This is a genomic window from Streptomyces sp. NBC_00250, from assembly GCF_036192275.1.
In the GTDB taxonomy this organism is placed as follows: Bacteria; Actinomycetota; Actinomycetes; order Streptomycetales; family Streptomycetaceae; genus Streptomyces.
The window spans coordinates 6,567,058-6,587,700 of sequence record NZ_CP108088.1; the positions used below are offsets into that span (position 1 = coordinate 6,567,058).

Consider the following 20,643-nt stretch of genomic DNA (forward strand, 5'->3'; position numbering starts at 1 on the left):
AAATCGGAACGGGGTGGCATGGGTCACTGGTTCTCCCGCAACATCGTCGAGCCGGGCAAGCTCCCGATGCTCCTCGCGCTGACCTCGTTCATCGTGACGTTCCTGGTCACGAGGACCATCGTCCGTCTCATCCGGGCGGGGAAGGGGCCCTTCGGGAACGTCTCCTCGGGCGGGCTCCACATCCACCACGTCGTCCCGGGCGTGGTCCTCACCGTCATCGGCGGTTTCGGTGCGGTCGGCAGTGACCGGCACGGGATCGGCGCGGCCGTCTTCGCCGTCGTCTTCGGGATCGGCGCGGGGCTCGTCCTGGACGAGTTCGCGCTGATCCTCCATCTCGACGACGTGTACTGGACCGACGAGGGCCGCAAGAGCGTCGAGGTGGTCGTCCTGACCGCGGCCCTCGTCGGGCTGACCCTGAGCGGCTTCTCGCCGCTCGGCGTCGACGACATGACCGCCGACGAACGCCAGGACCGGGCCACCTTCATCCTGACCCTGGCGATCAACTTCCTCTTCATCCTGATCGCCCTGGTGAAGGGGAAGTTCCGGATGGCCGTGATCGGGACCCTGGTCCCGTTCGTGGCGATCATCGGCGCCGTCCGGCTCGCCCGCCCCGGCTCCTGGTGGTCCCGGCGCTTCTACCGGCGCCGATACAAGGCACGGGCCCGCTCCCGGATCCGCACGTACCGCCACGACAGGCGCTGGAACAAGATCCGGCGCCGCGCTCAGGACCTGATCGGCGGCTTCCAGGAACGGGTTCCCGGGCGGGGCTCCACGCCCTCCTGACCGCGCTCGCGCCAGGCCTGGACCCCGATCAGGGCGAGGACGCCCGCGATGGCCGCCAGATGCTCCTTGCCCGCGAGGTTCGGCTTGATGATCACCTCGACGACCATCGCCACGACCACGAGCGTCCCCGTCCACCGGGCCCCGTACCGCCAGCAGACGTAGACGGCGAGGCCGACCACGGCCGCCGAGGGCCCGGTGTCGTGGACCTGCGCGTCGGTGGCGGGCAGCCCGAACGGGTTGTCCGGGCCGAGCGCGATGCCCACCCGCGCGTACAGCGTCCCGCAGAGGGTCGCCAGATAGGCGACGGCGAGGGTGCGCCACCGGCCCAGGCAGATCTCGGCGATCCCGAAGACCAGCAGCACCTGCGCGAGGGCGCCCCACACGGGCAGGTCGAGCGCGGGCACGAACAGCGAGAGCGGGGTCCGGAGCAGCGCCAGCCAGAACGGGTCCTCGGCCCGTACGGAGCCGATGTTCTGGACCGGCTGATAGCCCCAGTCCTGGTTCTGCACCAACTGGAAGAGAGCGGTGAGACAGACGGCGGCGAGCGTCATGGGGACCGCGCGCCACTTCTTCGTGAGGAGCGCCGTCCGTACGGTGGAGAACAGCGGGCCCCACTCGCGGCGGGCGAACTCCCGGAGGGCGCGGGTCAACGGCCGCTCTCCAGATGCCGGCGGTGCATCCACTTCGGCAGCCCGGGGGCCTCCAGGAACCCCTCCGCGCGACCGGCCGCGAGGCCGATGCGCAGGAGGTCGGCACTCTTCTCGAAGAGCATGAATCGGGGCTCCCAGATCGGTCGGTACTTGGCGTTGGCGCGATACAACGACTCGATCTGCCACCAGCGGGAGAAGAAGCTGAGCAGTGAACGCCACATGCGCAGCACGGGTCCCGCCCCGAGCTTCGAGCCACGTTCGAAGACGGATCGGAACATCGCGAAGTTGAGCGAGACCTGAGTGATCCCGATCTCCTTGGCGCGCTGCAGGAGTTCGATGACCATGAACTCCATCAGGCCGTTCTCGGAATCCCGGTCGCGGCGCATCAGATCGAGGGAGAGCCCCTTCGGCCCCCACGGGACGAAGGAGAGCACCGCCCGCAGCTCACCCTCGCCATCGGTGCACTCCAGCATCACGCAGCGCCCGTCGTGCGGATCGCCGAGCCGCCCGAGCGCCATCGAGAAGCCGCGCTCGGTGGCCCCGTCCCGCCAGTCGTCGGCCTTGCGCAGCAGCTCGGCCATCTCCTCGGCCGGGATGTCCTCGTGGCGCCGGATCCGGACCTCGTACCCGGCGCGCTTGACCCGGTTGAAGGCCTGCCGGACCGTCCGCATGGCCCGCCCGTCCAGGGTGAACTCATCGGTCTCCACGATCGCCTCGTCGCCCAGCTCCAGGGCGTCCAGACCGTGCCGGGCGTAGATGACACCGGCCTCCTCGCTCGCGCCCATCACGGCCGGGATCCAGCCGTGCTCGCGCGCCTCGGCCAGCCAGGGTTCGATGGCGCCGGGCCAGGCCTCGGGATCGCCGATCGGATCACCGGAGGCGAGCGAGACCCCGCCGACCACCCGGTAGGTGACGGCGGCCTTCTCGCTGGGCGACCACACGACGCTCTTCTCGCGGCGCAGCGCGAAGTAGCCGAGCGAGTCCCGGTCGCCGTTCTTGTCCAGCAGGAGGCGCAGCTTCTCCTCGTCCTCCTCGGTCAGCGGGTCGGTGGCCCGGCGGGAGCGGAAGGCGGCGAACAGCACCGCGAAGAGCAGCAGTGTGGACAGGACGTTGATGGTGACGTCGACCCAGCCGGGGGTGGTGATCCCGGCGAACCGCGAGTCGTCCGAGGCCAGGGTGATCAGCCGCATCACGCCGTACCGCCAGCGCTCCAGGAAGGTGGAGTGGGCGGTGGAGGTGTTGGTGACGGTGACCAGGACGGCCGCGAGCAGCGAGGTGACGAGCAGTCCGCCGACCGCCACGATCGCGGCGAGCCACGGGTTGGAGCGGTCGCCCTTCGCGTAGAACTCCTTGCGGCCCAGCAGGAGCGCGACGACGAAGGCGGCGGTCAGGACCAGTGAGATCCAGTTCTGGGCGTGCTGGCGGATCTCCGGGAAGAACATCACCAGGGCGAAGAGCAGCAGGAACAGACCGCTGAGCACCAGGTTGAGGATCCACGCGGCCCGCTTGCGGCGCCGCATGGTGATCGCCAGGAAGAGGGTGAAGACCCCCGAGGCGAAACCCGCGGTGAGCAGGTACGGGGTGAAGTAGTTGTCCTCGTTGTGGCGGCGCAGGTCCTGCCCGAACGAGACCCAGACGGCACTCAGGAAATTGATGAACGTGACGACGCGCAGGTACCAGACGGCGAACGCGGCGCTGCGCCGCGATCGCGGGGTGGTGCCCCGGGGCGCTCCTTCGGCGGACAAACGGACCTCTCCCATGAAAAGCGATCATATGGGGCACCGCTTGCCGTGCGGCGACGCCGGAGGCGGCCACGCGCGCGTCGTCCGCACCTGTCGTGCGCCGCGCGTGCGGCCGCCTCCGGCCTCGCTGAGTCCGTCCCGCTTCCCGCCCGTCAGACCTCGGAGTCGACGCCCTCGACGCCCTCGTCGTCCGGCGTGGCCGGATCCGGACGCTCGGGCAGCTCCGCGGCGAACGCCGCCGCGGCCCGGACGAGAGGAAGCGCGAGCAATGCCCCGGTTCCCTCACCCACATGGACGCCGTGGTCGAGCAACGGGTTGAGCGCCATCCGGTCCAGCGCCTTCGCCTGCGCCGGCTCCCCGCTGACCTGACCCGCCAGCCACCAGTCCGGCGCACGGAACGCCGCCCGCTGCGCCACCAGCGCGCACGCCGCGCCCACCACACCGTCCAGGATCACCGGCATCCGCCGCACCGACGCCTGCAGCAGGAACCCGGTCATCGCCGCCAGATCCGCCCCGCCGACCGCCGCGAGCAGCTCCAGCTGATCACCCAGGACCGGCCGGGCCCGCCGCAGGGAGTCCCGGATCGCCGCGCACTTCCGCATCCACGCCAGGTCGTCGATTCCGGCGCCGCCCCGGCCCGTCACCACCGACGCGTCCGTCCCGCAGAGGGCCGCGATCAGGGTGGCGGCCGGCGTCGTCCCGCCGACGCTCAGATCCCCGAGCACCACCAGATCGGTGCCCGAGTCCGCCTCCTCGTCGGCGATCGCGATACCGAGCCGGACCGCCGCCTCGGTCTCCTCGACCGTCAGCGCGTTCTCGATGTCGATCCGGCCGCTGCCGCGCCGCACCCGGTGGCGCACCACCTCGGCGGGCAGCAGCTCCGGGTCGCAGTCCAGACCCGCGTCCACGACCCGTACCGGCACGTCCGTCGACCGGGCGAGCACCGCGACCGGGCTCGCCCCGTCCAGGACCGCGCGCACCAGCTCGTGCGCGGTGCCCGCCGGACGCCCCGACACATCGAGCGAGGCCACCCCGTGGTCACCGGCGAACAGCACCACCTTCGGCTGCTCGATGGCCCGCACCTTGACCGAGGCCTGCGCGGCCGACAGCCACTCGCCGAGTTCGTCGAGCCGGCCGAGCGCCCCCGGCGGCACGGTCAGCCGCTCACGCCGCTCCTCGGCGTCACGCCGGATCCCCCCGTCGGGGCGCTCGATCAGATCGGAGAAGTCGTCCAGGTTCACGGGTTTCCGCCTTGTGAATCAGCGAGGGCCATCGGTGCTCGCACCCTACCCGCGCAGCACGAGCGCCTGTCCGGCGACCACGAGGAGGACCTCCTCGCACTCGTCCGCGAAGGCCGCGTTCAGCCGGCCCAGCTCGTCCCGGAAGCGCCGCCCCGCCGCCGTCGCCGGCACCACCCCCGAGCCGACCTCGTTCGTCACGGCGACGACCGTACGGCGGGTCGCCCGCACCGCCGCCACCAGCTCCGCCGTCCGCTCCCGCAGCGCCGTCTGCCCGCCGGCCGCCCATGTCGCGTCGTCCCATGCGCCCACCCGGTCCATGGCGTCCGTCAGCCACAGCGACAGACAGTCCACGAGCAGCGCGGGCCCGTCCTCTTCGAGCAGCGGTACGAGGTCACAGGTCTCGGCGGTACGCCAGGAGCCCGGCCGCCGCTCCCGGTGCAGGCCCACCCGCTCCGCCCACTCCGGGTCACCCTCCCGGCTCCCGCCCGTCGCCACGTACAGCACCTCGGGGAAGGTCTCGAGACGCCGCTCGGCCTCCACGGACTTCCCCGACCGGGCCCCGCCGGTCACCAGGGTCCGCCGGGGCACGTCCGGCACCTCGTGGTACTCGCCCACGTACAGCGTCGTCCCGTCCGGCACCGCCCGCGCGCCCGCCGCCGCGAGCCGCCGGTCCAGCTCGGCCCCGGTCGGCGCGTCGTGGTCCAGGTGGACGGCGACCACGTCGGTCGAGGGCCCGACGGCCCCGGTCGCCCGCAGCCGGGCCAGCGCGTCCGGCCGGCCCGTCACATCGGCGACCACCAGGTCGTACGGCACCCGGTGGTCCTCCGGAAGCCCCGCCGGGGACCCGCCCGGCGGCAGATAGAGCAGCGTCTCGCCGTCCGCCGAGGTCACCTCGTACCCGGTACCGGGGGAGTCCATCGGCACCGCCCGCACCCGGTGCCCGGAGATCAGCGTCAACTCCCGTCCGTCCGGCACCCGCCCGGCGGTGGGCAGTCCCGCGGGCAGGTCCACCGCGGGCCCGTCGTGCGGATGGGTCAGCAGCACCTGCCGGACGCCCACCAGCGAATGCCCGGACCGGGCCGCCGCCAGGGCGGCGCCCGGGGTCAGATCGAGCAGCAGGGCCCCGTCGACGAGCAGCGCCGTCGCGGCGCGGACCCGTGGCCCACGGGAGCGCGCGCACACGGCGCAGGGGCAGTCGGGACGGGGCAGTCCGAGCGGGGCGCCGGTGCCGAGCAGAGTCAGTTCCACCCTCAGATCCTCCCGCGCCACCGCGAGCCGTGCGCGCCCGGCTACTCTGCGGGCAGGAAACCGATCATCCGGTGAGCGCCAGGAGGCGGACATGGCATGGACGTGGCGGTTCGAGAAGTCCGACGGCACGGAGGTCGAGCCGGTGGTGACTCCGGAGGAGTTCACCACCCAGGGCGACGCGGAGAGCTGGATCGGCGAACACTGGCGTGACCTCCTGGGTGGCGGTGCGGACCAGGTGACGCTCTCGGAGGACGGGACGAAGATCTACGGCCCGATGCCCCTGAACGCGGAGGGCTAGAGCGCCCGGCGGCCAAGGGCGGGGGTGCGGGCCCAGAACACCCGGCACCCCCGCCACCCACGTTGTGGGCAGGACCCCCAAGGGCGGAACGGGTGGGCACGACGGACGGCGCCCCTTGCCGGGCCTGGGCTTCCGCGCCTGAACCCGCACCCCGTGTGTGCCGCACTTGGTGGTGCGGGTCCAGGCTCAAGGGGCGGAGGCCACACGGCGGTGGGCGAGGGTGCCCGCACAGCCGGGCGCGGCGGGGGCTATATCTCGCCCAGCGTGACCTGCGCCTTCTTTGTCGCCGTCCCCCGGACATACGTCACCGTCACCTCGTCCCCCGGCTGAAGCGGGGCCAACGCCTCCGACAGCGACGTGATCGTCGTGATGTCCGTGTCGCCGAGCCGCGTGATCACATCACCCGGCTCGAGCCCCGCCTTGCCCGCCGCCCCGTTCGCCGGCGCCTCGACGACCGCCACGCCCGCCGGCTCGTAGTCGTCGTCGAGCACCGTGCGGCCGGTGATGTTCAGGGCCGCCCGGCCCGAGTCCGTCACCTTGCCGTCCTTGATGATCTGGTCCGCGATCGTCCGCACCATCGACGCGGGGATCGCGAACCCGATGCCGGGCGCCGAGCCGCCGCCCATCTCCGGGTCGATCGCCGCGAGCGTCGGGATGCCGATGACCTCGCTGTCCAGGTTCACCAGCGCACCCCCGCTGTTGCCGGGGTTGATCGCGGCCGACGTCTGCACCATGTTCGCGATGGTCGCGCCCGTGCCGCCGCCGTTCTGCCCCTCGCTGACCGTGCGCCCGGTCGCCGAGACGATGCCCTGGGTGACGCTGCCGGACAGGCCCAGCGGAGAGCCCATCGCCAGCACGATCTGCCCCATGTCGACGGCCGCCGAATCGCCGAACCTCGCCGGCTTCAGCCCTTGCGGCAGCGATGCCAGCTTGATCACCGCGAGGTCCTGCTCGGGGTAGGCGGAGACGAGCCGGGCGGTCACCGACTGCCCGCCGGTCGCGGCGCTGACCTGGAAGGACGTATCCCGGCCGACGACGTGCGCGTTGGTGACGATGTGGCCCTTGTCGTCGTAGACGACCCCGGAGCCGAGGCTTTGGGAGGCCTCGATCTGGACGACCGACGGCAGGACGTTCTTGATGACGGCCTGGTAGTCGTCCTGGAGCTCGTTGGCGGCGAGCGGCGCCGCCGCCTGGGTGGACCGCTCCGGCGCGGGCGTGGCCCCGCCGGAGGAGCAGCCGCCGACGAGCGCGACGGCACAGGCCGCGGCGGTCAGCGGGAGAAGCCGACGGAGGGCACGGACATAGGTACGGGATACGTCCATGTCCGGAGTATCCGTTTCGCCCCCGTCCCGGGGCCCGGCGAGCGCACCCGATCAGGGGTGCGCGACCCCGGGCGCGGACGGCGACGGTTCGTCAGCCCCGTACCCCGCACAGGTGCAGCAGTGCCGCCACCCGCCGGTACGGCTCCGTCCGGCCCGCCCGGTCCTCGGCGGCGAGCAGCCGATCCAGTTCCTCGGCGGCCGGCAGGCCCGCCTCGGCGGGGACGCCGTCCGTGAAGACCCGCACCCCGTACCAGGCGTGCAGCGGTGCCGCGATTCCCGCCAGCGTCGCCGTCAGCGCGTCGAGGCGGTCGGCGCGCACCTTCACGCCGTTGTCGTCGGTGTAGACGTCCGAGTCGAAGCCGGTGAGCGCACCGGACCAGTCACCGGCGAGCCCGGGGCGCATGGCGAGCGCCTCGCCGTTCCGTACGACCAGGGAGAGGAGGCCGCCGGGGGCGAGCATCCGGGCCAGGCCCGCGAGCAGCGCGTCGGGCTCGTCCGCGTACATGAGGACGCCGTGGCAGAGGACGACGTCGAAGCTGCCGGGGAGGAAGTGCACCCCGGTCTCGCGCCCGTCGCCCTCGATCAGCCGGACCCGCTCGCGGATCCCGGCGGGTTCGGTCGCGAGCGACTCACGGGCCGTCTTCAGAAGATCGGGATCGGCTTCGAGGCCGGTCACCGTGTGCCCCGCGCGTGCGAGGCGCAGCGCCTGCGTGCCCTGACCCATGCCGGCGTCGAGGATCCGGAGCCGCTGTCCCACCGGGTAGCGGCCGGATATCTGCTCGTCGAGCTGGCGGGCGACGATCTCCTGCCGGATGGTGTCGCGCAGCCCGCCGGAACCGGCGGGCCAGTGCACGACGACGGGCAGCACGGGGCCGCCCGACTCCGACGTCGCCGCACCGAAGGCGCGCTCGACGGGCTCCGAGCTTTCGGCGCTCAGGGCCGCTCTCCGCGCTTGACCTGCGGCTTCGGCAGTCGCAGTCGGCGCATCTGGAGCGTACGCATCAGGCCGTAGGCGATCGCGCCGCGCTTCGGCTCGTTCGGGAAGCGCTCGTTGAGCTGCTTCCGGAGCCGGATCCAGATGCCGACCGAGTCGATGACGATCAGGATGATCACACCGAGCCAGAGCAGCAGGGAGATGTTCTGCAGCGACCGGTTGGCGTTGCCGAACAGCGACAGCACGAGGATCACCACGGCCATCGGCAGGAAGAACTCGGCGATCGCGAACCGCGAGTCGACGAAGTCGCGCACGAAGCGGCGGACCGGACCCTTGTCGCGGGCGGGCAGGTAACGCTCGTCGCCACTGGCCAGCGCTTCGCGCTGACGGGCCAGGTCCGAGCGGCGTGCCTCGCGCTGGCGCTTGGATGCCTCCTTGCGGTCGGTCGGCACCGTCGCGGCGCGACGGCGCTGGGTCTGCGCCTCACTCCGCTTCGGCGTCGGGCGGCCCTTGGGGGCCTCGGGGTCGCGGGGCTGCTTGGCGAGGTCCGCCGTCACCTTGTCGGTGGGGGCCTTCTCGTCCTTCGAACGGCTACGGAACACAAAACCCAAGGGTACGGGGTGGCGGGCATGAACCCCATGCCGGGCGGGAACGATCCGCTAACGGACTGCGTCTACGGCGGTACGTACGGAGGACGGCCGTGGTTTCCCCTAGATCCATCTACTCCCTGCGCGGGAGGGAAGTCGGGGCGCAGTCGTCCTTGGGGAGGAGCGCATCAGGCTCCGAACAGTGCGGTAATGGAGACAGGGCCCGTACTGTGGATCCTGTCGAAGAGCTGGAGCCGAAGTCCGTCAGAAGGGGGCGCGCGAAGCCCATGAGCGGTGTCATGAAGCGTATGGGGATGATCTTCCGCGCGAAGGCGAACAAGGCCCTTGACCGGGCCGAGGATCCGCGCGAGACGCTCGACTACTCCTACCAGAAGCAGCTGGAGCTGCTGCAGAAGGTGCGACGGGGCGTCGCCGACGTCGCCACCTCCCGCAAGCGGCTCGAACTCCAGCTGAACCAGCTGCAGGGCCAGTCGTCCAAGCTGGAGGACCAGGGCCGCAAGGCGCTGGCGCTCGGCCGCGAGGACCTGGCGCGCGAGGCGCTGTCCCGCCGTGCCGCGCTCCAGCAGCAGGTCAGCGACCTGGAGGTGCAGCACCAGACGCTGCAGGGCGAGGAGGAGAAGCTCACCCTCGCCGCCCAGCGTCTCCAGGCCAAGGTGGATGCCTTCCGCACCAAGAAGGAGACCATCAAGGCGACCTACACGGCCGCCCAGGCGCAGACCCGGATCGCCGAGTCCTTCTCCGGAATCTCGGAGGAGATGAGCGACGTCGGTCTCGCGATCCAGCGGGCCGAGGACAAGACCGCCCAGCTCCAGGCGCGCGCGGGCGCGATCGACGAGCTGCTCGCCTCGGGCGCCCTGGACGACCAGTCCGGGCTCGCGAAGGACGACATCCAGGCGGAGCTGGACCGGCTCTCGGGCGGTACGGACGTCGAGCTGGAGCTCCAGCGGATGAAGGCGGAGCTGGCCGGCGGCCCGTCGGCCCAGCAGCAGGCGATCGAGGGCGGCGGCGCGGCCGCGCCGCAGGACTCCACGCAGCAGCCGCAGTCCCACCCGCGCTTCGAGAAGTAGGCGACGGCAAGCAGGCGACGACACGTAGGCGACAGCCCGCGAACAGACAGGACGCGTCATGATCGTACGGATCATGGGGGAGGGCCAGTGGAAGCTGGCCGACAGCCGCTCCGTGGAGCTGAACAGGCTCGACGACGAGCTGCTCGAAGAGATGGAATCGGGGGACGAGGAAGGCTTTCGGCGCACGCTGAACGCCCTCCTGGACGCGGTCCGGCGGCTCGGTGAGCCACTGCCGGACGAGGCGCTCGAACCCTCGGAGCTGATCCTCCCCGCTTCGGACGCGAGCCTGGACGAGGTCAGGGAGATGCTGTCCGACGACGGCCTCATCCCCGGCTGACGACCCTGTACGAACGGTCCCGCCACCCCCGAGGTGGCGGGACCGTCGTGCGTTCCCCGTCCGGCCGCCTCCGACAGGGGGCGGGCACGACCGGCCGTGCCGCCGCACCGCCGTCCCGTTCCGGCCGCACCGCCGCCGTCCCGTACCGGCACCGCCGCCCCGCCCCGTACCGTTGTTCCCCGTGACCCCCACCGGACCCGCCCCCGCCCCCGGAACCGGCACCCTCTTCGGCCGTCTCCGTGACCGGTTCCGCGCGCATCCGCTCGCCTTCGACGCGACGCTCGCGTTCGGCGTGCTCATCTGCATGATCGCCGGGTCCCTCACCGGCCCGCCCGGCAGCCGGACCGGGCCGACCTTCGGCGACCGGGTGCCCACCGTCGCGAGCGTGCTGATCATGGTGGCCGGGGCCAGCGTCCTGGTGCTGCGGCGGCGCTACCCCTTCCGGGTGCTCTGCTTCACGGTGGCGGTCAGCCTCTTCGAGCTGGTCAGCGACACCCGGCCCGCGACCATCGCGATGAGCGCCGTCGTCGCGCTCTACACGGTCGCCTCCCGCACCGACCGGCCCACCACCTGGCGGGTCGGCCTCGTCACCATGGCGCTGATGACGGCCGCGGCCATGGCCTTCGGCCCGACCCAGTGGTACGCGCAGGAGAACCTCGGCCTCATCGCCTGGACCGGCATGGCCGCGGCCGCGGGTGACGCCGTCCGCAGCCGCCGGGCCTTCGTCGACGCCATCAGGGAGCGGGCCGAGCGGGCCGAACGCACCCGCGAGGAGGAGGCGGGCCGGCGGGTCGCGGAGGAACGGCTGCGGATCGCCCGCGACCTCCACGACGTCGTCGCCCACCACATCGCCCTGGTGAACGTCCAGGCCGGGGTCGCGGCGCACGTCATGGACAAGCGCCCCGACCAGGCCAAGGAGGCCCTCGCCCATGTGCGGGAGGCCAGCCGCTCCGCGCTCGACGAGCTGCGGGCCACCGTCGGCCTGCTGCGCCAGTCCGGCGACCCGGAGGCCCCCACCGAACCCGCCCCGGGCCTCGCCGTCCTCGACGGGCTGCTCGACAGCTTCCGCAAGGCGGGACTTCCCGTCGCCCTGGCCCGTACCGACGGGGACAGGCCGCTGCCCGCGACCGTCGACCTGGCCGCGTACCGGATCGTGCAGGAGGCGCTGACCAATGTGCAGAAGCACGCGGGACCGAACGCCGAGGCCGAGGTGAGCGTCGTCCGGGTGGGCCGTACGGTCGAGATCACCGTCCTCGACAACGGCACCTCGCCCGGCGCACCGGCCCCCGCGCCCAACAGCGGCCACGGCCTGCTCGGCATGCGCGAACGGGTCGGCGCGTTCGGCGGCACCCTCACCGCGGCCCCCCGGTACGGCGGCGGCTTCCGGGTGCAGGCGATACTGCCCGTGACGTCCCGTACGGGGGAGGACACATGACGATCCGGGTACTGCTGGCCGACGACCAGGCCCTGCTCCGCAGCGCCTTCAAGGTCCTGGTGAACTCCGAACCGGACATGGAGGTCGTCGGCGAGGCCGCCGACGGCGCCCAGGCCGTGGCCCTCGCCCGCTCGGAGCGGGCCGACGTCGTCCTGATGGACATCCGGATGCCGGGCACGGACGGCCTCGCCGCCACCCGCATGATCACCGCCGACCCGGAGCTCTCCGCCGTACGGATCGTCATGCTGACCACCTTCGAGGTCGACGAGTACGTCGTGCAGTCGCTGCGAGCCGGGGCCTCCGGCTTCCTCGGCAAGGGAGCCGAGCCCGAGGAACTGCTCGGCGCGATCCGGATCGCCCACGCCGGCGAGGCCCTGCTCTCCCCGGCCGCCACCAAGGGCCTGATCGCCACGTTCCTCGCCCAGGGCGCCGGCGCGGAGACCGTCGGGGAGGGCGGCCGGGGCCGTACCGAGCGGCTGGGCGCGCTCACCGCCCGGGAGCGCGAGGTCCTCGTCCTCGTCGCGGGCGGCCTCTCCAACGACGAGATCGCCGAGCGGCTCGACGTCAGCCCGCTCACCGTGAAGACCCACGTCAACCGGGCCATGGCCAAACTCGGCGCCCGCGACCGTGCCCAGCTGGTCGTCACGGCCTACGAATCGGGTCTGGTACGTCCACGGGTGGAGTGACCGGTGGCTCCGGCGTACTCCAGACGCGGTATGCGCGGGATAAGGATGTGGACCCGGGGGCCGAGGACTTTCGGCGGCCGATGGCAGATCGTATAGGCGGGGGGCGCTTCCGGCGGATCCAGCGGATCAGGGCCGGGGTATGGGCTGCTCCCGCCTGCCGACGAGTACGCCACAGAAGAGAGACCCCATGTCCTGGCTGTCGAGATTCAGCCTCGCGCAACGGGCCCTGATCGGGCTCGTGTCCATTGTCGCGATCGTGTTCGGGGCGATCGCGATTCCGCAGCTGAAGCAGCAGTTGTTCCCCTCGATCGAGCTGCCCATGGTCTCGGTCCTCGCCCCGTACCAGGGTGCCTCTCCCGATGTGGTCGAGAAGCAGGTCGTCGAGCCCCTGGAGAACAACCTCAAGGCCGTCGACGGCCTGAAGTCGGTCACCTCCACGGCCTCCGAGGGCATGGCGCTCGTCATGGCCTCCTTCGACTACGGCGACGAATCCACCAAGCAGCTCGTCGCCGACGTCCAGCAGGCGGTGAACCGCGCCCGCGCCCAGCTGCCCGACACGGTCGACCCGCAGGTCGTGGCCGGCTCCACGGACGACATCCCGACCGTCGTCCTCGCCGCCGCCTCCGACAAGGACCCGCAGGCCCTCGCCGACCTCCTGGAGCGGACCGTCGTGCCCGCCCTGGAGGACATCGAAGGCGTCGGCCAGGTCTCCGTCACCGGCGTCCAGGACCTCCAGGTCTCCGTCACCCCGGACGACCGCAAGCTCGCCGCGGCGGGGCTCAACGCCATGAAGCTCGGCGAGGCCCTCCGCAACGGCGGCGGGACGCTCCCGGCCGGCTCCTTCTCCGAGGCCGGCAAGAGCCGCACCATCCAGGTCGGCGGCGGCTACACCTCGCTGCGCCAGATCGAGGACCTCCGCATCCCCTCGGCCACCCCGGGCAAGGGCAAGGCGGTCCGCCTCGGTGACGTGGCCACCGTCCGCCAGCAGGAGTCGCCGCGCGTCTCCCTGACCCGGACGAACGGCAAGCCCAGCCTCGCCGTCATGGCCACCATGGACAAGGACGGCAGCGCCGTCGCGATCTCCGACGCCGTCAAGGAGAAGCTGCCCGAGCTGCGGGCCGACCTCGGCGCGGGCGCCGAGCTGACCGTGGTCTCCGACCAGGGCCCGGCCGTCGCCAAGGCCGTCTCCGGACTGACCACCGAGGGCGCGCTCGGCCTCGTCATGGCCGTCCTGGTGATCCTGGTCTTCCTCGCGTCGATCCGCTCCACCCTGGTCACCGCGGTCTCCATCCCGCTCTCGGTCGTCCTCGCGCTCATCGTGCTGTGGACCCGTGACCTCTCGCTCAACATGCTGACGCTCGGCGCGCTCACCATCGCCATCGGCCGGGTCGTCGACGACTCGATCGTGGTCCTGGAGAACATCAAGCGGCACCTCGGCTACGGCGAGGAGCGCCAGGCGGCGATCCTCACCGCGGTCCGCGAGGTGGCGGGCGCCGTGACGTCCTCCACCCTCACCACCGTCGCCGTCTTCCTGCCGATCGGTCTGACCGGCGGCATGATCGGCGAGCTGTTCGGCTCGTTCTCGCTGACGATCACGGCGGCCCTGCTCGCCTCGCTGCTCGTCTCCCTGACCGTGGTCCCGGTTCTCTCGTACTGGTTCCTGCGCGCCCCCAAGGGCACCTCGGAGGACCTGGCGGAGGCCCGCAGGCTGGCCGAGGAGAAGGAGGAGAAGAGCCGCCTCCAGCGCCTGTACGTGCCCGTCCTGAGGTTCGCGACCCGGCGCCGCTTCATGAGCCTGGCCATCGCGCTCGTCGTCCTGATCGTCACCTTCGGCATGGCCCCGCTCCTGAAGACGAACTTCTTCGACCAGGGCGAGCAGGAGGTGCTCAGCATCCAGCAGGAGCTGGCGCCCGGCACCGGCCTCGACGCCTCCGACGCGGCCGCGAAGAAGATCGAGAAGCTCCTCGCGGACACCGAGGGCGTCAAGGACTACCAGGTCAACGTCGGCTCGTCCGGCTTCATGGCGGCCTTCGGCGGCGGCACCGGCAGCAACCAGGCCACCTACCAGGTCAGCCTGGAGGAGTCCGCTTCCTTCGAGAAGACCCGTGACGCCATCGAGAAGGGCCTCGCCGCCCTCGACGGCGTCGGCGACACCAAGATCGCCGCCGGTGACGGCTTCGGCAGCCAGGACCTGAGGGTGGTCGTGAAGGCCGCCGACGCCGAGGTCCTGGAGAAGGCCTCCGAGCAGGTCCGGGCCGCGATCGCCGGGATCAAGGACGTCACCGACGTCCAGAGCGACCTCTCGCAGTCCGTCCCGCGCATCTCGGTCAAGGCGAAGCCCGCGGCGGCCGACGCCGGATTCGACTCCGCCTCGCTCGGCATGATCGTCGGCCAGGCCGTCCGGGGCACCCCGGCCGCCAAGGCGGTCCTCGACGACAGCGAGCGGGACGTCCTCATCACCTCGGCGAAGCCGGTCACCACCCTGGCCGGGCTCAGGGCGCTGCCCCTCGGCCCGGTGAAGCTGGGCGACATCGCCACCGTCGAGCTGGTCCCCGGCCCGGTCTCCATGACCCGGATCGACGGCGCCCGTGCCGCGACGATCACGGCCAAGCCGGTCGGCGACAACACCGGCGCCGTGAGCGCCACCCTCCAGCAGAAGATCGACGCGCTCGACCTGCCCGAGGGCGCCACCGCCAGCATCGGCGGCGTCTCCGAGGACCAGAGCGAGGCCTTCACCAACCTGTTCCTGGCGATGCTCGCGGCCATCGCGATCGTCTTCATGCTGCTCGTCGCGACCTTCCGGTCGCTGATCCAGCCGCTGATCCTGCTGGTCTCGATCCCGTTCGCGGCGACCGGCGCCATCGGTCTCCTGGTGATCACCGACACCGCGATGGGCGTCCCGGCGATGATCGGCATGCTGATGCTCATCGGCATCGTCGTCACCAACGCGATCGTCCTGATCGACCTGATCAACCAGTACCGGGCCCAGGGCATGGGCGTCGTCGAAGCGGTGATCGAGGGTGGCCGGCACCGGCTCCGCCCGATCCTGATGACCGCCCTGGCGACGATCTTCGCCCTGCTTCCGATGGCGCTCGGCATCACGGGCGAGGGCGGCTTCATCGCCCAGCCGCTGGCCGTGGTCGTGATCGGCGGTCTGATCACGTCGACGCTGCTGACGCTGCTCCTCGTCCCGACGCTCTACGCGATGGTGGAGCTCCGCAAGGAGCGTCGCGCGAAGAAGAAGGCGGCGAAGAAGGGTGCGACGGCCGGCGACTCGCCGGTCCCGCCGCAGGCCAAGGAGCCGGCCGCGGTCTGATCCGTACGGCACGAGGAAGGGGCGCCCCGCGATCACGCGGGGCGCCCCTTCGGCGTACGTACCGGAGAACCGTCCGTACGGGCAGAACCGTTACGGCAGAGCGAGCATCCGCTCCAGCGCGAGCTTCGCGAAGCTCTCCGTCTCCTTGTCGACCTGGATCTGGTTGACGAGGTTGCCCTCGGCCAGCGACTCCAGGGTCCACACCAGGTGCGGCAGGTCGATGCGGTTCATGGTCGAGCAGAAGCAGACCGTCTTGTCGAGGAAGACGATCTCCTTGTCCTGGTCGGCGAATCGGTTCGCCAGCCGCCGGACCAGGTTCAGCTCCGTGCCGATCGCCCACTTGGAACCGGCCGGGGCCGCCTCCAGGGTGTTGATGATGTACTCGGTCGAGCCCACGTAGTCCGCGGCGGCGACGACCTCGTGCCGGCACTCGGGGTGGACGAGCACGTTCACCCCCGGGATGCGCTCGCGGACGTCGTTCACCGAGTCCAGCGAGAAGCGGCCGTGCACCGAGCAGTGACCCCGCCACAGGATCATCTTGGCGGCGCGCAGCTCCTCGACGGTCAACCCGCCGTTCGGCTTGTGCGGGTTGTACAGAACGCAGTCGTCGAGGGACATGCCCATGTCGCGGACGGCCGTGTTGCGGCCCAGGTGCTGGTCCGGCAGGAACAGCACCTTCTCCCCCTGCTCGAAGGCCCAGTTCAGGGCCCGCTCGGCGTTGGACGAGGTGCAGATCGTGCCCCCGTGCTTGCCGGTGAAGGCCTTGATGTCGGCCGAGGAGTTCATGTACGAGACGGGCACGACCTGCTCGGCGATGCCGGCCTCGGTCAGCACGTCCCAGCACTCGGCGACCTGCTCGGCGGTGGCCATGTCGGCCATGGAGCAGCCGGCCGCGAGGTCGGGCAGGACGACCTTCTGCTCGTCACCGGTCAGGATGTCGGCGGACTCCGCCATGAAGTGCACACCGCAGAAGACGATGTACTCGGCCGAGGGCTTGGCCGCCGCGTCGCGCGCGAGCTTGAAGGAGTCACCGGTGACGTCGGCGAACTGGATGACCTCGTCGCGCTGGTAGTGGTGGCCGAGCACGAAGACCTTGTCCCCGAGCTTCTCCTTGGCCGCGCGGGCGCGCTCCACGAGGTCGGGGTCGGAGGGCGACGGCAGATCGCCGGGGCACTCCACGCCGCGCTCGCTCTTCGGGTCGGCCTCGCGACCGAGCAGGAGCAGGGCGAGCGGCGACGGCTGGACGTCGAGTTCATGACGGGCTTGGGCCGTGGTCACGTCACGCACCCTTTCTTCGGGGAACCTTTTCGTCGAAATGACGCTATCTATCATAACCGCTTCACGTCACGTTGACGATGTCCATAGTGTCGATGTGACGAATTCGCTGTCGCCGTCCCTGGACTTCGCCGTCCCCGCCCCTGGGCTTCGTCGTCCCCGTCGCTGGACAGGGTGTGCGAGCATGAAGAGAGAAAGACCCCACACGGCCCGGAATGAATCCGGGGCACCGTCGGTTGCAACCGTCGGCAAGCAGTCTCCGTACACACCGGGAGAGAAGCAGATGTCCGTATCGGACGAGAAGACCACTGTCAGCGACGGCATCCTCCTGTCCGACGCCGCCGCGGCCAAGGTCAAGGCCCTCCTCGACCAGGAAGGCCGTGAGGACCTGGCCCTGCGCGTCGCCGTTCAGCCCGGCGGCTGCTCCGGCCTGCGTTACCAGCTGTTCTTCGACGAGCGTTCGCTCGACGGCGACGTCGTGAAGGACTTCGACGGCGTCAAGGTCGTCACCGACCGCATGAGCGCCCCGTACCTGGGCGGCGCCTCGATCGACTTCGTCGACACCATCGAGAAGCAGGGCTTCACCATCGACAACCCGAACGCCACGGGTTCCTGCGCCTGCGGCGACTCGTTCAGCTAAGTCGCACAGGTAGGTCGCACAGGTCGTACGCATGAGGGCGGTGGCCCGGGAGTGATCCCGGGCCACCGCCCTCACGCATGCCCCGCCGGACTCAGCGGCGCGGCACCGCCTCCCCGCTCGCCGCGTCGACCACGGGCCGGTCGCCCAGCGGACTCTTGAGCGTCACGGTCTTCGTGAAGTCCTTGGCGATCATGATGCAGACCCGCTCGGGGTCGGACTTCTCGATGATCCGCACCACCACCCGGTCCGGCTGCTCGTCGGCCTTCACGGTGTAGGTGCTGCACACCCCGCCCCAGAAGGTGACGGCCAGCCGCCGGCCGTCGCCCTCGACCCGGACGGACTCGACCGCCCGCGCCGCCGTGCCGTCCCCCGGAGGGGGCGTGGGCGTCGGCGTGGGCTTCGCGGGCGGCACCAGGTACTCGGGGGCCACCGCCGCCCGTGCCACCGTGTACGGCGCGCCGTCCGCCGGGTCCGCGGTGAACAGCCAGGACGGTACGAGCAGCCGCTCGCCGGCCACGTCCCGCGCGGCGAGACCGAACACCGCGGCCGTCACCGGCACCTGGTCCGGAGCGGCCCTGTCCACGATCGTCTGGCAGGGCGGGGTCGGCTCGACGGGCTTCGGGGTCGAGCCGACCGTTCCGGCGTCCTCGGGCTTCCCGTTCCCGTCCACCGCCGACGGGGCGGTCGGGCAGTGCCCGATGCCGATCGGGCCGGTGCCCTTCGAGTCCTCGTTCAGCTGGGCGAGGGCCTTCGACGCCCCGACCACCGGGTACGTGGCGCCCTTCACCGGCTCCTTCAGCATCCCGCTGCCTGCGACCGGCCGGCCGTCCCGCGCGATGTGCAGCCCCGTCGACCAGCCGTAGGTCGGCAGCCCGCCCACCACCGGATCGGCGTTGACCACCCGCACCGAACCGTTCATGACCTGGGTCGCGGTGACCTTCGCGTCGTCCTGGCCGAGAGCCTTCAGGACGGGCGCGGCCGCGGCCTTCGCCGCCGCCTCGCTCAGCGGTGTACCGCCCGGCGCGGGCTTCGTCTCGCCCGGGGGCGGGCACGCCCTGCCCTTGAGGCAGGCGTCGCCGGCCGGGCCGCCGTCGTACCAGGAGTACGTCCAGTTCCCCGGCGCCTTCTCCGACACGTCGAGGCGTGGTCCCGAACCGTCCTTCTCGGGCCGGATCGTCCAGACCTCACCCACCAGGGAGGGGCTCCCGGAGATGCCCAGCGCTTCGGCCAGCCTGGTCACCTCCGCCGAGGTGACCAGGCCCTCGGGCCGGTGGACCGCGGCCGAGGAGGGCCCCTGGGGGAGTGGGCCCTTGGCTGTGTAGACGGTCCCGTTCGGGCCGCCTCCGGGGTCCGGCTCACCGGGCGCGATGCCCGGACCGCCCCGTGTGTCGCCGCCGGTGTCCCCACCGCCGGCGGTCCCGCCGCCGCTGCCGCCCTCCAGGCGCAGCGGCGGGGGCGGACCGGCCGCGTCGGCGGCCTTGGTGGCCGCGCCGGCGCCGGTGCCGTCACCGGATGCCGTGGTGGCGAGGTAGACGCCACCACCCCCGGCGAGCAGCACACCCGCCGCCACCGAGGCGGCGATGACACTCCGCCGCCGCCGTACGTTCTCCGTACCGCTCACCGCAACGCTCCCTCGTCTCGACCGGACGCCGGTGGGACGGAGCGGGCGGGCGGACGGTTCCCTCCGTCAGCCCCCGTATTCGGCGGTGGCGTCGATCAGCCGTGCCGAGGCCGCCGGTACGACGACCCCGTGGATCAGCGCGGGGGAGACCGGCGCGGGCGCGGGGGAGGCCGGAGTCACCCAGTGCGGAGCCATCCGTGCGCCGGCGCCCCGCAGCTCGGCGAGGCTCAACTCGGACTCGTGTCGCTCACGTGAAGCGGGGTAGATGGTCATGGGCGCACCGTATGCACCGCACGCCCCCGGGGAAAAGCCCTACTCTGGGGTAGTTTCCACTGTTCGGCAGCGCGCCCTCCACCCGGTAGCGTGAACTGTCATTACCGCCTTCCCGCAGGAGCACCCCGTCGTGCGTATCGCAGTCACCGGCTCCATCGCCACCGACCACCTCATGACCTTCCCCGGCCGGTTCGCCGACCAGCTCGTGGCCGACCAGCTCCACACGGTGTCCCTCTCCTTCCTCGTCGACAACCTCGACGTCCGCCGCGGCGGCGTCGGCCCCAACATCTGCTTCGGCATGGGGCAGCTCGGCGGCAGCCCGATCCTGGTGGGCGCGGCCGGCTACGACTTCGACGAGTACCGCGGCTGGCTCGACCGCCACGGCGTCGACACCGGCTCGGTGCGCATCTCCGAGGTTCTGCACACCGCCCGCTTCGTCTGCACCACGGACAAGGACCACAACCAGATCGGCTCCTTCTACACGGGCGCGATGAGCGAGGCCCGGCTGATCGAGCTCAAGGCCGTCGCCGACCGGGTGGGCGGGCTCGACCTGGTCCTCATCGGCGCCGACGACCCCGAGGCGATGCTCCGCCACACGGAGGAGTGCAAGACGCGGGAGATCCCGTTCGCCGCCGACTTCTCGCAGCAGATCGCGCGCATGGACGGCCAGGAGATCCGCACCCTCCTGGAGGGCGCGACCTACCTCTTCTCCAACGAGTACGAGAAGGGCCTCATCGAGTCCAAGACGGGCTGGACCGACGCCGAGATCCTCTCCCGCGTCGGCCACCGGGTCACCACGCTCGGCTCGCGCGGTGTGCGCATCGAGCGCGTCGGCGACACCCCGATCGAGGTCGGCTGCCCCGAGGAGACCGCCAAGGTCGACCCGACCGGCGTCGGCGACGCCTTCCGCGCCGGCTTCCTCACCGGCCTGTCCTGGGGCGTCGGCCTGGAGCGCGCCGCGCAGGTCGGCTGCATGCTGGCGACGCTGGTCATCGAGACCCTGGGCACGCAGGAGTACACCCTGCGCCGAGCCAACTTCATGGAGCGCTTCACCAAGGCCTACGGCGACACGGCCGCGGCCGAAGTCCGCGCCCACCTGGCCTGACCTCCACCCCACGGCCCGACCCGGGCCCCGCCCCGCCCCCGCTGTGTGGCCGGGGCGGGGCG

At 71.7% G+C, this 20,643-nt stretch carries 19 protein-coding genes; 9 read left to right on the forward strand and 10 right to left on the reverse strand.

Annotation, left to right across the window (positions count from 1 at the left end; translation table 11 throughout):
• Positions 1-18: 18 nt before the first annotated feature.
• Complete coding sequence (locus tag OG259_RS29735; RefSeq protein ID WP_328945047.1) at positions 19-783, forward strand: hypothetical protein; 765 nt, start codon at positions 19-21, stop codon at positions 781-783.
• On the opposite strand, the gene OG259_RS29740 is transcribed toward OG259_RS29735, so the two are convergent.
• The 4 genes from OG259_RS29740 to OG259_RS29755 all read right to left on the reverse strand — a co-directional run bounded on the left by OG259_RS29740 (position 723) and on the right by OG259_RS29755 (position 5,664).
• Positions 723-1,433, reverse strand: a complete 711-nt coding sequence (locus tag OG259_RS29740; RefSeq protein ID WP_328945048.1) for a hypothetical protein — start codon at positions 1,431-1,433, stop codon at positions 723-725. The genes OG259_RS29735 and OG259_RS29740 overlap by 61 nt on opposite strands.
• A complete protein-coding gene (locus OG259_RS29745; RefSeq protein WP_328945049.1) occupies positions 1,430-3,193 on the reverse strand; it encodes a phosphatidylglycerol lysyltransferase domain-containing protein in 1,764 nt (587 codons plus the stop codon). The genes OG259_RS29740 and OG259_RS29745 overlap by 4 nt, the downstream gene beginning before the upstream one ends.
• Before the next feature lie 134 nt (positions 3,194-3,327).
• Positions 3,328-4,416 (reverse strand): nicotinate-nucleotide--dimethylbenzimidazole phosphoribosyltransferase, encoded by a 1,089-nt coding sequence (gene cobT, locus OG259_RS29750; RefSeq protein WP_328945050.1) that lies wholly within the window; start codon positions 4,414-4,416, stop codon positions 3,328-3,330.
• 45 nt (positions 4,417-4,461) lie between these two features.
• Positions 4,462-5,664, reverse strand: a complete 1,203-nt coding sequence (locus OG259_RS29755) for a bifunctional adenosylcobinamide kinase/adenosylcobinamide-phosphate guanylyltransferase (RefSeq protein WP_328945051.1) — start codon at positions 5,662-5,664, stop codon at positions 4,462-4,464.
• Between the two features lie 91 nt (positions 5,665-5,755).
• Here OG259_RS29755 and OG259_RS29760 point away from each other — a divergent pair, with 91 nt between their 5' ends.
• Positions 5,756-5,962, forward strand: a complete 207-nt coding sequence (locus tag OG259_RS29760; protein WP_030205728.1) for a hypothetical protein — start codon at positions 5,756-5,758, stop codon at positions 5,960-5,962.
• Positions 5,963-6,210: 248 nt separating this feature from the next.
• Here OG259_RS29760 and OG259_RS29765 read toward each other — a convergent pair whose 3' ends face one another.
• The 3 genes from OG259_RS29765 to OG259_RS29775 form a co-directional block, all read right to left on the reverse strand.
• Positions 6,211-7,284 carry a S1C family serine protease gene (locus OG259_RS29765; protein ID WP_328945052.1) on the reverse strand — a complete coding sequence of 358 codons (1,074 nt, stop codon included), beginning with the start codon at positions 7,282-7,284 and terminating at the stop codon, positions 6,211-6,213.
• A gap of 91 nt (positions 7,285-7,375) precedes the next feature.
• Positions 7,376-8,152: a class I SAM-dependent methyltransferase gene (locus OG259_RS29770; RefSeq protein WP_328945053.1), complete on the reverse strand. Its 777-nt coding sequence runs from the start codon at positions 8,150-8,152 to the stop codon at positions 7,376-7,378.
• Positions 8,153-8,217: 65 nt separating this feature from the next.
• Positions 8,218-8,820, reverse strand: a complete 603-nt coding sequence (locus OG259_RS29775) for a DUF3043 domain-containing protein (RefSeq protein ID WP_328945054.1) — start codon at positions 8,818-8,820, stop codon at positions 8,218-8,220.
• Between the two features lie 272 nt (positions 8,821-9,092).
• On the opposite strand from OG259_RS29775, the gene OG259_RS29780 reads away from it, so the two are divergent.
• The 5 genes from OG259_RS29780 to OG259_RS29800 all read left to right on the forward strand — a co-directional run bounded on the left by OG259_RS29780 (position 9,093) and on the right by OG259_RS29800 (position 15,667).
• The gene (locus OG259_RS29780; RefSeq protein WP_328945055.1) at positions 9,093-9,893 is read left to right on the forward strand and encodes a PspA/IM30 family protein; all 801 of its coding nucleotides are present in this window, start codon (positions 9,093-9,095) and stop codon (positions 9,891-9,893) included.
• Positions 9,894-9,951: 58 nt separating this feature from the next.
• Positions 9,952-10,230: a PspA-associated protein PspAA gene (gene pspAA / locus OG259_RS29785; RefSeq protein WP_328945056.1), complete on the forward strand. Its 279-nt coding sequence runs from the start codon at positions 9,952-9,954 to the stop codon at positions 10,228-10,230.
• A 181-nt stretch (positions 10,231-10,411) separates the two neighbouring features.
• On the forward strand, positions 10,412-11,665 hold the full coding sequence (locus OG259_RS29790) for a sensor histidine kinase (RefSeq protein WP_328945057.1): 1,254 nt from the start codon (positions 10,412-10,414) through the stop codon (positions 11,663-11,665).
• On the forward strand, positions 11,662-12,351 hold the full coding sequence (locus OG259_RS29795; RefSeq protein WP_328945058.1) for a response regulator transcription factor: 690 nt from the start codon (positions 11,662-11,664) through the stop codon (positions 12,349-12,351). Before OG259_RS29790 ends, OG259_RS29795 begins: the two co-directional genes overlap by 4 nt.
• A gap of 187 nt (positions 12,352-12,538) precedes the next feature.
• Positions 12,539-15,667: an efflux RND transporter permease subunit gene (locus OG259_RS29800; protein ID WP_328945059.1), complete on the forward strand. Its 3,129-nt coding sequence runs from the start codon at positions 12,539-12,541 to the stop codon at positions 15,665-15,667.
• A 90-nt stretch (positions 15,668-15,757) separates the two neighbouring features.
• On the opposite strand, the gene nadA is transcribed toward OG259_RS29800, so the two are convergent.
• Positions 15,758-16,954, reverse strand: a complete 1,197-nt coding sequence (nadA, locus tag OG259_RS29805; RefSeq protein WP_266891012.1) for a quinolinate synthase NadA — start codon at positions 16,952-16,954, stop codon at positions 15,758-15,760.
• A 271-nt stretch (positions 16,955-17,225) separates the two neighbouring features.
• Between nadA and OG259_RS29810 the strand changes: the two genes are divergently transcribed.
• Complete coding sequence (locus tag OG259_RS29810) at positions 17,226-17,582, forward strand: HesB/IscA family protein (RefSeq protein ID WP_015033024.1); 357 nt, start codon at positions 17,226-17,228, stop codon at positions 17,580-17,582.
• A 91-nt stretch (positions 17,583-17,673) separates the two neighbouring features.
• Here OG259_RS29810 and OG259_RS29815 read toward each other — a convergent pair whose 3' ends face one another.
• Together OG259_RS29815 and OG259_RS29820 are read right to left on the reverse strand one after the other, a co-directional pair.
• Positions 17,674-19,203: a hypothetical protein gene (locus tag OG259_RS29815; protein WP_328945060.1), complete on the reverse strand. Its 1,530-nt coding sequence runs from the start codon at positions 19,201-19,203 to the stop codon at positions 17,674-17,676.
• 66 nt (positions 19,204-19,269) lie between these two features.
• On the reverse strand, positions 19,270-19,476 hold the full coding sequence (locus OG259_RS29820; protein WP_266891008.1) for a hypothetical protein: 207 nt from the start codon (positions 19,474-19,476) through the stop codon (positions 19,270-19,272).
• A 130-nt stretch (positions 19,477-19,606) separates the two neighbouring features.
• Between OG259_RS29820 and OG259_RS29825 the strand changes: the two genes are divergently transcribed.
• Positions 19,607-20,581, forward strand: a complete 975-nt coding sequence (locus tag OG259_RS29825; RefSeq protein ID WP_328945061.1) for a carbohydrate kinase family protein — start codon at positions 19,607-19,609, stop codon at positions 20,579-20,581.
• The last annotated feature ends 62 nt before the right edge of the window (positions 20,582-20,643 follow it).

Coding starts and splice junctions, on each gene's coding strand:
- OG259_RS29735 (WP_328945047.1), top strand. CDS start 19: ATGGGTCACTGGTTCTCCCGCAACATCGTCGAGCCGGGCAAGCTCCCG.
- OG259_RS29745 (WP_328945049.1), bottom strand. CDS start 3,193: ATGGGAGAGGTCCGTTTGTCCGCCGAAGGAGCGCCCCGGGGCACCACC.
- OG259_RS29760 (WP_030205728.1), top strand. CDS start 5,756: ATGGCATGGACGTGGCGGTTCGAGAAGTCCGACGGCACGGAGGTCGAG.
- OG259_RS29765 (WP_328945052.1), bottom strand. CDS start 7,284: ATGGACGTATCCCGTACCTATGTCCGTGCCCTCCGTCGGCTTCTCCCG.
- OG259_RS29780 (WP_328945055.1), top strand. CDS start 9,093: ATGAGCGGTGTCATGAAGCGTATGGGGATGATCTTCCGCGCGAAGGCG.
- pspAA (WP_328945056.1), top strand. CDS start 9,952: ATGATCGTACGGATCATGGGGGAGGGCCAGTGGAAGCTGGCCGACAGC.
- OG259_RS29795 (WP_328945058.1), top strand. CDS start 11,662: ATGACGATCCGGGTACTGCTGGCCGACGACCAGGCCCTGCTCCGCAGC.
- OG259_RS29800 (WP_328945059.1), top strand. CDS start 12,539: ATGTCCTGGCTGTCGAGATTCAGCCTCGCGCAACGGGCCCTGATCGGG.
- OG259_RS29810 (WP_015033024.1), top strand. CDS start 17,226: ATGTCCGTATCGGACGAGAAGACCACTGTCAGCGACGGCATCCTCCTG.
- OG259_RS29820 (WP_266891008.1), bottom strand. CDS start 19,476: ATGACCATCTACCCCGCTTCACGTGAGCGACACGAGTCCGAGTTGAGC.